Source organism: Acinetobacter pittii ATCC 19004 = CIP 70.29 (genome assembly GCF_000369045.1).
GTDB classification, from domain to species: domain Bacteria; phylum Pseudomonadota; class Gammaproteobacteria; order Pseudomonadales; family Moraxellaceae; genus Acinetobacter; species Acinetobacter pittii.
On sequence record NZ_KB849797.1, the window covers coordinates 569,286 to 583,134 of the forward strand.

A 13,849-nucleotide genomic window follows, 5' to 3' on the forward strand; every position below is an offset into this window, starting at 1 on the left:
AATGTAACGTTATACTATTACATTTTAGTTCTTTTGTCTTTCATGGCTGATTATTTATGCAACACAAATTAGGATTGTTGTCTTCGTTAGGGTTATCTTTTATATCAACATTCTCTTGGGGAGACGAAACCTCAACAGTACTTGAGACCATACGCGTGCAGGCTGAAAGTACCCAAGAAGGTGTGAGCCAAAATAGCTCGGCGACTAAATTTACTCACGATGTTTTAGATGTCCCTTTTAACCGTGCTTATGTTTCAAAACAAATGATGGAACAACAAGACGTTCAACGGATTGATGACGCATTAAGCTTGGTGAGTGGGGTTTTTCATCAAAACAGTTTTGGTGGTGGCTTTTGGGATAACTACTCTTTCCGTGGTTTTAGTACCGATCCCAACTTAGGCGCCTCTATGATTCGTAACGGCTTGAGTATCAACCGAGGGATTAGTGCGCCAAAAGATGTCGTAAATATTGAATCTTTAGAGTTTTTAAAAGGGCCAATGGCTGCTCTATATGGTCGTGGCGAAACTGGTGGTTTGCTTAACCTCAACAGTAAAAAACCGCAGTGGGAAAGCGAAAGTGAACTTAACCTACGTGCCAATACCCAAGAACAATATCGAATTAGTCTGGAACATACAGCCCCTATCAACGATGAACTGGCTTATCGTGTAGCAGTGGCTCATGAAGATAATCAAAGCTTCCGTGATCATGTCAGTAGTGAACGTTGGTTCTTTTCACCACAGCTCACATGGAAAATTTCAGACCAGACGCAACTCGACTTTGACAGTGAATTTACAGAACACAAAGGAACCTTTGACCGTGGTGTCAGCACCGTCAATCACCAGTTTGTGATGGACCCGAAAACCTTTACAGGTGAACCTGACGACGGTGATTTGAAAATAAAAGATTACTTTTACCAATTACGTCTGAGTCACGAATTTAACCCTGACTGGAAGCTAAACAGTGCAGTCAGCTATAAAGACGCCAAAATGGTCGGCTTTGCAACCGAACCTCGTCGTATGCAAGCCGATGGACGTACTTTAGAGCGTCAACGTCGCTATCGTGATTATACAAGTCAAGATGTGCTGGCTCAGACAGAGGTACTTGGCAAGGTTGATACTTCGTGGGCTCGCCATGAAATTTTGCTTTCGACCGAGCTTGGTCAACTCGACTATAAACAAAACCAGCTTCGTCGTAATCACAGTACTGGCATGCCAAACACAATTGATATCTACCAACCCGAATATGGCAAATATTTACCGAACTTAGCCCCGTTTACCGACACCAAAGAACAGCAGCGTTATTTTGCACTCAATATTCAAGACCAGATCTTTTTTAATGATCAGTGGAGTGTGCTATTTGGCAACCGTTTTGATCAGGTCGAACAAGACTTTGAAAATCACCTGACTCAGACTGAAAGCAACCAAACGCTTCACCAGAATAGTCCACGTTTCGGAGTAAATTTTAAAGCCTCTGACCAATGGGCGTTTTATAGCAACTATGGTCGCTCATTTGCCATGAATAGTGGTATGAATCGAAATGGTCAGACTTTTGCCCCTGAAAAAGGCGAAAGTTATGAGGTCGGCACCAAATATAAAATAAATGATCAAAGTGTGCTTAGTCTCGCTTTGTTTAAAATGAAAAAACAGAATGTACTGACAACCGATCCAATCGACAGTAATTTTCAAACCGCAGCAGGTGAAGTGAGTAGTAAAGGAGTTGAGTTTGACTTAAATAGCCAGATCACTGATCGCTGGTTCGTCAATGTCAACTATAGTTATACCAATGCTCAAATTGAAAAAGACCAAGACTTGGCAAAAGGCGCGCGGCTGAGCAATGTTCCTAAACACCAAGGTGCTATAAGCACTAACTATGAGTTTCTACAAGAAGGTGCAAGAAAAGCAGGTGTAGGTGCCAACCTCACCTATGTGGATGAGCGTAGCGGGCATAATCTAGATAATGGATTTAACTTACCAAGTTATACGCTGGTCAATTTAAATAGCTACTATGCACCATCTGACCGTTTACGTTATCAGCTCAATGTAAATAATCTGTTTGATAAAACCTACTATGTCTCAAGTTATAGCGATTTATGGGTTCAACCAGGTGAGCCACTGAATGCTTCAATCTCGGCACAGTGGAAATTTTAATTTATCTATAAAATAAAAAAGCCCGAATAGTTTCGGGCTTTTGATTAGAACATACCATTTTCATTGACGAGTGGGTCGGGCTGTACTTGTCCAATATCCCAAAACTCAGCAATTTTACCCTTTTCAAAACGGCAAATATGAACCACGGCCAAGGTGGTTAACCCATTCATTTGCATTTCAAGTTTTGAATGCACAGCAACCAAATCGCCCTCTTCAATGACATGTTGAACATCAAAGACTTTGTTGGGAGTTTCAATTGCACTTTCACGCATCCCTTCCCTCAAAGAAGTCGCATCACCCGCATAATAAGGGTTGTGATGCTTGAAGTTCGGCGCAGTGTAATTGCTGTAAGCTTCATCGACTTCACCAGCTGCGGCAAGCTCTAAAAACCGTACTGCAATTTGTTTTTGAGATAAGTTCATGATTATCTTCTACTTTTTATTTTAGACCTTACTGCAACAGGTCATCTTCTTCGTCTTCCTCGAAGACATAGGCCATACAGCCCCATCCATCATATTCGCCCTGAAATTTCTCAGCGATGCTGGCAAACCATTGTTCCAAGTCAACAATGTCTGAATACTCAGGTTCCATGTTAACGAAGATAGTAATCACCCATTCATTTGGCTCAACAGAGTCATCTTGAAAAAGTGAAACTTTTTGTTCTTGATAAAGCAAATACAGCGCACATTGCTCTGCATTTTTCTGATCATGAAAAGCAATAGAAAATTCAATTTCATGCAGCTCGGTTAAGTCATCCCCATCTTCAGCCATTTGCCAAAGTACGTTGCCGTTATCGTCATCTGGAAATTGTTCGTAGTCACGAGTCATAAAATGTTCCTTGTTGTTGTCGCAGTATTAATATTATTCGACATCAAGAATACCCGACTTTTATTGCAGTTTGGGTATATATTCCGTTCCCAATTGCATCAAATTAATTTTTTAATTATATAAATTTTAAAAAGGCACTTGTGACTCAATCACTACATCCGTTCCATTTAAGGGATGTTGGAAAGCCAAATATGCGGCATGTAAGGCCATGCGGTTTAAGCGAAAACGTTTAGGCTCAGGGTGATATAACTTGTCCCCCATAATCGGATGTCCTATATGCATCATGTGCACACGTAGCTGATGTGAACGTCCTGTTACTGGTTCAAGTAATACTCGACTTTGATTGTTCTTTTCATCATAAATGAGTGGTTGAAACAAGGTTTTAGCATGTTTTCCTAATTCAAAATGTACAATTTGTCTTGGGCGATTTTCCCAGTCAGTAATGAGAGGAACTTCAACGCTGCCCTCTTGTGCGACTTGGCCTTGCACCAACGCAATATAATGCTTTTTAACTGTTCTGGCCTGAAACATTTTACTTACAGCAACTTCTGCATCACGATGCTTGGCAAACATAAGTAAGCCCGACGTCGCCATATCTAAACGATGCGTCACTTTAGCCAAAGGGAACTTTTCCAGCACCCTTAAATAAGCACTGTCATGATGCTCTGGTAAACGGCCCATTACCGACAACAAACCCGCAGGTTTATCAACCACAATTAAATCGTCATCTTCAAATAGAATTGAAAGTGGATCTTGTGGTGGAGCGTAAACAAAGTTGTCGTTTAAAGGCATGGTCGTAGAAGCAGCAATGGAGCATGGCGGCAAATCATAAAGAAATTTCGGTTCTACCGCAAAATAATCTATAACGCTCTACTCATGTTCCACGTGAAACTCAGAAAATCTTTATCGTTTTTTATTCATTTCAGCCAAAAGATCGAGCTGAATTTCTTGAATATGCGCAAGTCTTTCCCATTGATGCGACAAAAGATGATCCATTTTTTCATGCAAATGGCGAATCTCAAGCTCGGCTTTTAAATTAATCTGATAGTCATGTTGAGAACGTAAGCGGTCTTTTGCTTCTTGGCGATTTTGGCTCATCATAATAATAGGCGCCTGAATTGCAGCTAAACATGACAATACTAAATTCAGCAAAATAAAGGGATAAGGATCAACAGGCCGTACTACCATTACGACCGTATTTAGAATAATCCAGCCTGTCAAAAATAGAGCAAAGCAAATAAGGAAAGCCCAACTTCCTCCAAATGATGCGATTTTATCTGCCAGTTTTTCCCCAAACGTCCATTTTTGATCAAAGTCGGATTCGGTATTTCGGCTAATTAGCTCGTGGCGTTGCATACTGCCAATCACTTCATTTTCTAAATTAGAGAGTTCACCCTTTTCTGAGCGTAATAGCGACTGCACATATTTAATTCGATAATCTGCCAGATCGGCCCGACAAATAAAACTTGAGTAATTCCAATCTGGATAGTCTTTTAAAATTTCGTCGCTAATCACATTACGGATGACTTCACCAGACACTAGATCTTTTAAAGAAAAATTTTTCCCACAAACGGCGCACTGCCGACACTGATTTTTATTTTCCATATTATTCAGCTCTTTATTATGATAATAAGATTATTATATAAACAATTTTGGCTGATCACATCGTAAATAAAAATAGTAATCTAACCTAAAATCTGTAAAGTCGCTGGTACGATTTTTCGATGGGCAGGAATTACAGGTAGCATATACAATCGCCCAAGCCAATTTTTAATATGCACTATTGTAGTTACGGTAAGCACTTGGGTATCTTCATTTTTATAAATAGATAAAGTCACATTTAAGTGCTTGTCATCGTCTCCAATCACTAATTCATTTTCGGTACGCTGCAAAAAAGTAAAAATTCCAATTCGGTCACCTGCCACATACTCATTTTCTTTTTTATGAGTATCAATCTGCTTAAAACTTCCTAAATCTTTAAGCCCAATCTTTGAAGTAATTTTATTACGCATATTCATGCTCCACTCTATCCACTGCGGAGTGTGCTGAAATAGCTTAATAAGCTGCTCAAATACACTTAGATCAGGTTGACCAAGCACAATGCTCCACGAGTCGTGGAAGTAGGCATTGTTCAATTGAGATGAGATTTGACTGTCAGAAGGTAGCGAAGAAAGATAAGGCTTATTCATAAATTATATTCTTGTAAAGTATCGTTTTTATTATAGAGAATTTTTTAGGGTGTCAAGGGAAAACATCTATGGTTTACTTCAACAATCATAACTTTGTAAGTTATAACCTTGTGCCTATAAACTTTTGATCTATAGCGTCCTAAGCCGAATCGAGACCTTTTGGGTGAGTACACACTAACGTTATACGTTTTGGTGCATGCTACTCTTTTCGATCCCTATCACACCCTTGAGATATAGTTTAGCCACCACCCTGCGGGATTGTTTTTCTAAGAAAAGCGAATTTTTATTATTTTTGGGATTTTTTACAACATTAAGCCAATTTAAAAGAATTTATTCCCATTTAAACATAATTAGTTAAATTTAAATTCCACTTTATTTGTATTTTCCGGTTTATTTTACCAAGAAAATTTTTTAAGCCAAATTGGAAGTTCGTTCAACCGCGCATGTTTAGCCCAATAACTCATGTAAAGCTGACTCCCTAATCCCCGCTTTTAAGCATTTTTATTCTTTGAGTACTATTCTTAGAGATAACTTTTGCGCTTGAATACATTATAAAAACATATTATAAACTATTTCTAACCAAATAATTGGTTTTTTGGAACTTTATAATGAACAACAATATTATAATTTTTGGTTATGGAACGGGTATTTCCAAAGCCGTAGCACATAAATTTGGTAAAGAAGGCTATAAAATCGGTTTAGTGGCACGTAATGCTGAAAAACTCGAAAAAGCCATTTTAGAACTTAAAACACAAGGTATTGAAGCTTACGCTTTTGCATGTGATTTAGCGGTTCTTGAAGATATACCAAATCTTATTAATCGTATTAAAGACCGATTAGGAGAGATTAAAAATATTCATTGGAATGCTTTCCATGATATTGAAGGAAATATCTTAGAAAACCCTCCACTAGAGCTTAGTAAAAGCTTTCATATTCGTGTTTCGAGCTATATTGCGACGGTTCAAACTTGCTTAGGTGATTTAGAGAAGAACCACGGCAGTATTTTATCAACAAATGGAATTTTTGCTTTCGATGCAGTGGGTATCGACTTGGTTGCCAAAGAATATTCATCCTTAGCAACCACCGCTGCCGCTCAATACAAAGCCACCAACTTGCTTGCTCATAGTCTCGCTGACTCAAATGTTTACGTAAGCCAAGTGATTGTGAATGGCTTTGTTGATGGAACACCGGGCACACAAGATAAGACCTACACAGTACATCCAGAAACCATTGCAGAGCAGTTCTGGTACTTACACCAACATAAACAAGAAACAGTTTCTCTTTGTGGAGAAGCCATTCAAGCGGCTTAAACTATTTCTTATGACAGAAGAAGCGTAATCAATTACGCTTCTCTGATAAATAAATAAACCCGCTTTGGCGGGTTTATTACATTTCTAGTTCTCAACTTAATAAATTATAGATCAAATTTAGCACCAACAAATTGATTTTATTCAAAATTAGCATTCGTCAACTTTGCTTTATTTGATTGATAAGCATCATTTGAGTAATTTTTTCTTAATTCGATTCTACATTCAGTATCAATTTTTGCTTTTTTAATATCGACTGAACAATCATCATTTTTACATATTTCGACATGTGCCATATATTTATATAATTGATTATTAATTTCTTCTGAATCTAAGTCTACTCCACCTCTTACCATAAACTGATTTTCCAAACAATTTAGCTTAGAAATAGGAAATGCATTTTTTTCAGAAATTTCTTTTAAAGAAGAAGAGCTTGTAACAAAACCTTGGTATGTTTTTTCTCCACTATACATAGATTGGAAATATTTAAATTTTCCAAAATTAATATCGGTAGATTGATAATCTATATTTTTAGAAGTACAACCAAATAATAAAAATATCCATATACATGATAAAAATTTCATTTTACTTGAACCTTTTTTAATTCGGCTTGCAATATTTGCTCTGGTGATTTAGAAAAGAATCATGGCAGTATTTTATCGACAAACGGGATTTTTGCTTTCGATGCAGTTGGCATCGACTTTGTTGCCAAAGAATATTCATCCTTAGCAACTACAGCTGCCGCCCAATACAAAACCACCAACTTACTTGCTCATAGTCTAGCGGACTCAAATGTTTATGTGAGCCAAGTGATTGTGAATGATTTTGTTGATGGGACATCTGGAGCACAAGATAAGACCTACACGGTACATCCAGAAACCATTGCGGAGCAGTTCTGGTACTTACACCAGCATAAGCAAGAAACTGTTTCCTTTTGTGGTGAAGCCCATTCAAGCTGCTTAAACTATTTCTTATGACAAGAGAAGCGTAATCAATTACGCTTCTGAGCCTGTAAATTATTTTGTGTAAGTTCCATTTTTTATAAATGATCTTTTAATCGATCATCGAACTGAATCGTAAACCAATTCATTGCTAAACGCCAATTTTGAATTGGCATCGTCCATTTCTTCGCAGCATTTGATGTTGCTAAGTAAATGACCTTCTTTACTGAGTCATCAGATGAAAAGATTTTCCTTTTCTTCGTTGAATGGCGTATTACGCTATTCAACGACTCAATCGCATTTGTTGTATAAATTGCATGACGTATTTCGGCTGGATAGCTAAAGATCGTTCGGATATTTTCCCAATTGGCCCGCCAGGATTCTCCAATTTTGGGATACTGGTGATTCCATTGATCACAGAAGATGTCTAGGGATTTTAAAGCATTTTCCTCTGTACTTGCCTGATAAATCGCTTTCAGACCCGACGTAACAGCTTTGTAGTCTTTCCAGCTTACAAATCTCAGGCTATTGCGTACAACATGCACGATACACAGTTGAATATCAGTATGAGGGTAAACAGAGGCTATCGCGTCAGGGAAGCCTTTTAATCCATCTACACAGGCAACAAGAATGTCCTGTACTCCTCGATTTTTTAGCTCTGTCATGACTGACAGCCAGAATTTGGCACCTTCTGTCTGAGCAATCCACATACCCAGTAATTCTTTTTGCCCATCCATATTGATGCCTAAAGCAAGGTATACGGACTTGTTAATCACATTGGAGTGCTGACGGACTTTGACAACAATACAGTCAAGATAGACAACAGGATAAAGGCTATCTAAGGCTCTATTTTGCCACTCAGTCACTTGCTCAATCACAGCATCGGTAACTTTGCTGATGAGAGATGCTGACACATCGGCATCGTACATTTCTTTGAAGAAGGCTACAATTTCCCTATTAGTCATTCCTTTTGCATACAGTGAGAGGATTTGGTCATCCATACTGGTGATGCGTGTTTGGTGCTTTTTGATAATTTGTGGCTCAAATGAACCTTCTCGATCACGGGGAATATCTAAAGCCAGTTGTCCATCTTGAGTTGTAATGGTTTTAGAACTAAACCCATTACGGCTATTTGAGCCTTTCTTGGGCTGATGCTTTTCATAACCGAGATGGTCTGAAAGTTCAGTATTGAGTGCAGTTTCAATCATGAATTTTTTAAAGACTGCTGTCATTTGGTTTAAGTCTTCTGGTGTTTTTAGACCTTTAGCCAATTCGGCAGCCATACTTTTGATTGTTGCTTCATCCATGTGAAGTACCTTTTGTAATTATCCTCTGAAGGATAAATGAAAATTAAGTACTTACACAAAATTTAGAACAGTCCCACGCTTCTTACAGCTTATTGCACATAAGGCCAAATATCTGGGTCTATATAGCTCTCATCTATATGGTAACCCTCTTTTTTCATATTATTTTCTTCAGTTTTACGGGCTTTCTTATTATTGGCAACTTCAGTTTCAAATGCTTGCTTTAACTGCTCTGAATTCATCTTATCTGTATCAGATATAGCATTTCGTCCTGCATATTTAAAGTTCTCAAAGCTATACCTCACCATATACTGTTCTTTTTTATCATCTTGATACGTTTGTTGAAGGCTAATACTTAATTCTGCATCACCATTGTATAAGTTAAATACGAGTCTATTTGTTTTCGATAAAATGTCCTGCCATTCTTTAAAACTTAATACATAAGTCGGATCGATAACCTTACCCATCGTTTCATTCATATGCTTAAAATTATCTTGCTTATCAATTCGAGCACTAAAAGGTAAAAAATATTGCTTCCATTGTTTGTCATTAATCTGATGTACTAATTTAGTATAAGCAGTATAGGCTTCTTGGCTCGTGGTATATTCATTTGGATGTAAGCTAGCATTAATGTCCATGATTTGAATACCATCATTGCTTCGTCGAGCTACTTGTGTACCTAGCACACTGATCACATTTTCAATTTCTAAATTACTCTTTTCAGTAATCACACGTACTCGACCTAGTTTTGGTGGAGTCCAATCTAATGATAAAAAATTCATCCCTGCAGGCTGACGATCAACTGGCGTAGTACTATTTTTACTAAAATCCTGCATGCCTTGTTCACCAAAATGAAGGGCTATTACATCTTGATTTTGGTTCATCGACTTATTTCCTTGGGTAGTATTATTTGCGGGCTTACAAGAAGTTAAAAAGATGCATGTAATAATGCAGATAAATAAAGATAAATAGTTTTTCATGATAAGTTTCCAGCCTTGTCTAACATCACACCTTCCCTTCATTACTACTTGAATGTATTTTAAAATCGGCTTTACTATTTCCCCATTTAGAAATGGTTTTCAATTCTTGTTGTAAAAATGGCCGACCTTTTTCATCAAGCATTAAACGGTGATATTTTTCAGCTGCTTTACCAATCCATTTCATACGACTATCATAATCTTCAGCAATCGTATCCTTGAGAGGAGCAATATAGACATCCTCTTTTAGCTCTACTAATTGATCAGCTTTACTACCTGTATAATTACCAAACCAATTCTTTTTTACCGCGTCTACACTATAATCACTTGATAGAACAAGTGTGGCATCTGGCATACCTATAAACCAACGTTGCATCCACGCGCCAAATTTAACTGATGTATTTTCCCAAACAACAACTTGAAGAATATTATGTTGCTCCTGTACAGCAATAAACATTAAATGCGCAAATAAATCATCTTTAGCAATTTTAAATTTTTTTTGTTCACTTTTTTCATTCGCAAAAGCTTTCTCAATTTCAGGTAATAGAGCAAAAGCCTTTCTAATTTCTTTTGTCGCTTTTAAATTTTTAATACTAGGTAAACACGATGACCATGGCAAATTCATTAATGCTGGCTTAACAAATTTGAATGTACTTGTATCTCGTGTATCTTTACAACTCTTAAAAGATTCCGAAGATACACTCCAAGCTAAATGCCAAGGAGCAATATCCATAAACAACCACAAATTGCCACGAGCAAAAAGATTTATAGCCTCTTGTACACCGACATTATAGCCAAGCAGACTCCCCCAATGCTTGAATATAGTTGCAACTGTTTTTGAGGCAAAGGCTCCTAAGCCCATCCAATAATATCGTCCTAGTAGATTTTTATTCCCACCGAGCTCTATTTCTAAAAATATTTTGGCATATACAGAGGCAATTCTTCTTGCTCTTGCCTCATATCCTGGCTCAAGTTTATAGTTATTCGCTCTTTGTAAATTAGATAATCTCTTGATCGCTTCTTGCTGATATATTTCCCAAAATGTCAAACAGTCACAGTGAGCATCCTTACAACTATGTTCACTTATGTTCGTTTTACTGTTCCAATCTAAACTGTTAGACATTTTTACTTCCTTGCGCTGGATCTACCCAAACTTCGGCTTCATCTACTGTTTCTAGATCCAACCATAACAAATCGAGCTTAAGCCCCTGTTCTTTAGGGCTATGTATTTCTTTGGTTTGACCTTTCTTATCTGAGTTAGCAAAAATTTCTTTACCTTCAGAAGATATCTTGTAATCAACAAATGAAAGTGGTTCACCTGAAGGTAATAACATCTTGAACCTCTCATTATAGGCTTCATAAGCAGGTAACCCTTGAAGGTTCATGCCTACTTCAGCTCCTCCTTTAAACAAATGCTGTCCAGCCTTCACCTCAAACTTGCCGCTCGTAGTCATAAAAATGCCCGAACCGGTAATTTTGACTTGAGAACCGCCTGCGGTGAGTACAATTTCTTTGGCTGCGGTCGCTTCGATTTTGTCTTCAGTCGAAATCACCTGAACAGCTTTACGGGCAATCAAATCTGCTCCATCGCCTTGCGCTTGTATCTCAACTTTGCCTTTGCCTGCATAGAGTCTTGCCCCTTCTTGAGCTGCAAAAAGACTAATTTTATTTTGGGCATGTGCAATCAGGTTCTTTTGGGTAGACAGATTAATGCTGTCTCCAGCAGTTTGGTTTAGCTGCCCATCTGCGGTTAAGTGAATGTCTTCGTTACTACTCAACGCGACACTATTCGGACTTGCCAGCAGCATAATCGCTTCTTTAAAGGTTTTGGCTTTTGCGTTGTCTTGCTGCTCAAGTTTTTCAATAAAAGATTTTAAGTTTTCTAAATTTTCTAACGGGTCAGTTTGCTGATTTTTAGCAACTTCACTGAGTGCCTTGGCATTGTTGAGGCCGCCTTCTATTTGTTGCTTAGCCTCATTTGCATCAAGGTGTACACCTTGAGCTTGATCCTGTTTGTGGGTACTAACGAGTAAACCACTGCCAGCTCTTACTGCGCCCCACTGGTCTGTTCTTAGTTCGAAGCCTTCACCACGACCTTCACTCTCCGCCTTATCTTTTGGATGGCTTAAGTTACCCAAGTTGAGCTGGCTTGCCGCATGACTACTTTGTAGCTGGGCACTGATTTGCCCTGTGGTGTCATCAAAACGTAGCTGGTTAAAGCCTTTACCGTCGACTTCTTCTGAGCGGATGCCGCTGAGTTTTTTAGTGTCAGGTAGCTGGCCTTTTTGGTCAAACTGCGTTGGGTGACGTTCGGCTTCATGAATACGTCCGACTACAAATGGGCGGTCAATGTTACCGTCAAAGAAGTCGATCACCACGATCTCACCAACACGTGGCAAGAAGCGTGCGCCATAACCTGCGCCTGCCCATGGAGTCAGTACATCGACCCAAGCGGAGTCAGTGTCATTGTCGTTACTTCCAGCTCCACCGTCATGGCTATGGTCGTCAGTTCGGGTAAACAAGAAACGGACTTTAATGCGCCCCCACTGGTCGACATGGATGCTTTCGCCTTCTAGTCCCACCACTTTAGCGCGCTGCGGGTAAGCGGCTGGTCGGTGTTCTAGCGGGCTATATTCAGGGACAGCTTTAATGTTGCGTCGAACAACGTTCAGTTCAGCAAAGTGGCGCTGCTCAGGGTTTTGGTTGTCGAGTTCGGCTGCGTTGAGTTTGTCTTTGGGCAACAGACGCTCAAGTTGCTGTTGTAATTCTTTTGGTAAATTATTCTGGTTGTAGTAGTGCTTGCTTAAAATTAAGAATTCTTTATCGGCACTGTCATGTTGGTCGAGTTCTGGATGGTCATTGAGTTCAAACCAGTAACCCACCTGTGCATCACGGATGTTACCTGAAACGGTAAATTGTTTAGAACTCAGGTGATGGTAAGCATTAATGTGCTGGTTAAGCTGTTCAATCTGGCCATTGCCTGAAGCAGTGGCTTGGTCTTCACCGTTTAAGTCCTGCATCCAAGCGGGGCTAACATGCCATGCATCTTCAAGGTTTAGGCTAGCATTGTCATAGTGTTCGCTGTGCTGCTGTTTACCTTGTACGCTGCCACTGCCTTCTTCTTGCTGGAGGGCATCGGCTTGCCAGCGTTGCACATGAACAGAAGTCGGTTGTAAGCGGCGTTCAGCCGTGACTTGGGTAATGGTGTCGAACTGTTCTGTCGCACTGCTGCGTTGGTAGCGGAGACTACGGCGTTCAAGCGCCTGATAATTTTGGTTATCGTCAATTAAACGTAACACTTGTGGCTGAATGGAAGCATTCGGGTCAGTGACAAAAAGTTGCGATTCATCGACCAACCAGTTAATGCCTTCACTACGCCATAAACGGGTTAAAAAGTCATAATCGCTTTCGTTTGACTGCATCACAAATGGACGCACATCATAGTCTTTGGTTAAGCCAGATGTGTCGAGTGTTAAGCTTGCGGCAAATAACGGGCTTTTCCCCTGCCATTCTTTAAATAGAATTTCGCTAATATCGCGCACGCTTTTGTTCATAAACACGCGGCTATTACGGCGTTTATGCCAGAGTGCAGTTGGGTCTTTTAAGGTGAGGTTATAAATGGTGAGTGAGCCGTCGCTTTGCCCTTGGCTCGCTTCGGTAATAATGCCCGTGGTTCTAAAGAACTGGCCTGTATCGGTGACTTGATCTACGGCAACCTGACAGCCAATAAATTGTTTTAATGCAATATGTGCGTTTGTCGATAGACACAGTAACTCAGCAACGCTACCTTGATTGAGGGTATGTTCACCCTCAATGCGTTGCAAGAAAACTTGCTGATTTAAAGACTGATTTGAGAATTGGATATGAACAGCGCGATTTTGTGAAACAAGGCCTAAACGCTCCAATATACTCGACACACTCATCTGCATTTTTATTATCAATCAAACTTATATTTAGGCCGCATTTTAATTAAAAAAAGACTAATCTGTCTATCTATACTCATTTTCAAAATGTAACTAGTCTAAATATGCAGTTTTAGGTTAATTTTTTATTAAATAGGTATTTAAACCGTAAAATCAGATCATTTTAAAGCACTATAAACCAACCAAATATATTTAATATTTTTCTTTTATATTCAAATAGATATTGAAGAAAA

12 protein-coding genes and 1 pseudogene are annotated in these 13,849 nt (G+C 39.0%); 3 read left to right on the plus strand and 10 right to left on the minus strand.

The features are described 5' to 3' along the window. The first annotated feature begins 56 nt into the window (after window positions 1-56). Complete coding sequence (locus F928_RS21325) at window positions 57-2,147, plus strand: TonB-dependent receptor (protein WP_005079559.1); 2,091 nt, start codon at window positions 57-59, stop codon at window positions 2,145-2,147. Between the two features lie 44 nt (window positions 2,148-2,191). On the opposite strand, the gene F928_RS21330 is transcribed toward F928_RS21325, so the two are convergent. From F928_RS21330 to F928_RS21350, 5 genes are all read right to left on the minus strand, one after another. Next, on the minus strand, window positions 2,192-2,569 hold the full coding sequence (locus F928_RS21330) for a nuclear transport factor 2 family protein (RefSeq protein ID WP_005071906.1): 378 nt from the start codon (window positions 2,567-2,569) through the stop codon (window positions 2,192-2,194). Window positions 2,570-2,597: 28 nt separating this feature from the next. Beyond that, on the minus strand, window positions 2,598-2,975 hold the full coding sequence (locus F928_RS21335; protein WP_005079563.1) for a ribonuclease E inhibitor RraB: 378 nt from the start codon (window positions 2,973-2,975) through the stop codon (window positions 2,598-2,600). Between the two features lie 126 nt (window positions 2,976-3,101). Then, entirely contained in the window at window positions 3,102-3,767 is a 666-nt protein-coding gene (locus tag F928_RS21340; protein WP_005079564.1) for an RluA family pseudouridine synthase, read from the minus strand. A 111-nt stretch (window positions 3,768-3,878) separates the two neighbouring features. Next, window positions 3,879-4,580, minus strand: coding sequence for a DUF1003 domain-containing protein (locus tag F928_RS21345; protein WP_005079566.1), 702 nt, complete (start codon window positions 4,578-4,580; stop codon window positions 3,879-3,881). A gap of 80 nt (window positions 4,581-4,660) precedes the next feature. Next, window positions 4,661-5,164, minus strand: a complete 504-nt coding sequence (locus F928_RS21350) for a DUF2867 domain-containing protein (RefSeq protein ID WP_005079567.1) — start codon at window positions 5,162-5,164, stop codon at window positions 4,661-4,663. 608 nt (window positions 5,165-5,772) lie between these two features. Between F928_RS21350 and F928_RS21355 the strand changes: the two genes are divergently transcribed. Further along, window positions 5,773-6,474 (plus strand): SDR family NAD(P)-dependent oxidoreductase, encoded by a 702-nt coding sequence (locus F928_RS21355; RefSeq protein ID WP_005079569.1) that lies wholly within the window; start codon window positions 5,773-5,775, stop codon window positions 6,472-6,474. A 137-nt stretch (window positions 6,475-6,611) separates the two neighbouring features. On the opposite strand, the gene F928_RS21360 is transcribed toward F928_RS21355, so the two are convergent. Next, window positions 6,612-7,055: a hypothetical protein gene (locus F928_RS21360; protein WP_005079571.1), complete on the minus strand. Its 444-nt coding sequence runs from the start codon at window positions 7,053-7,055 to the stop codon at window positions 6,612-6,614. Between the two features lie 36 nt (window positions 7,056-7,091). Here F928_RS21360 and F928_RS22560 point away from each other — a divergent pair. After that, a pseudogene (locus F928_RS22560) lies at window positions 7,092-7,448 on the plus strand (short-chain dehydrogenase); the annotation flags it as partial. Between the two features lie 62 nt (window positions 7,449-7,510). Here F928_RS22560 and F928_RS21365 read toward each other — a convergent pair. The 4 genes from F928_RS21365 to F928_RS21380 all read right to left on the minus strand — a co-directional run bounded on the left by F928_RS21365 (window position 7,511) and on the right by F928_RS21380 (window position 13,622). Further along, on the minus strand, window positions 7,511-8,719 hold the full coding sequence (locus tag F928_RS21365; protein WP_000343018.1) for an IS256-like element ISAba26 family transposase: 1,209 nt from the start codon (window positions 8,717-8,719) through the stop codon (window positions 7,511-7,513). An 89-nt stretch (window positions 8,720-8,808) separates the two neighbouring features. After that, window positions 8,809-9,696, minus strand: coding sequence for a hypothetical protein (locus F928_RS21370; protein ID WP_005804793.1), 888 nt, complete (start codon window positions 9,694-9,696; stop codon window positions 8,809-8,811). Between the two features lie 25 nt (window positions 9,697-9,721). Further along, complete coding sequence (locus tag F928_RS21375) at window positions 9,722-10,816, minus strand: DUF2515 family protein (protein ID WP_005079574.1); 1,095 nt, start codon at window positions 10,814-10,816, stop codon at window positions 9,722-9,724. Beyond that, window positions 10,809-13,622, minus strand: coding sequence for a type VI secretion system Vgr family protein (locus F928_RS21380; RefSeq protein WP_005079577.1), 2,814 nt, complete (start codon window positions 13,620-13,622; stop codon window positions 10,809-10,811). The genes F928_RS21375 and F928_RS21380 overlap by 8 nt, the downstream gene beginning before the upstream one ends. Window positions 13,623-13,849 lie beyond the last annotated feature (227 nt).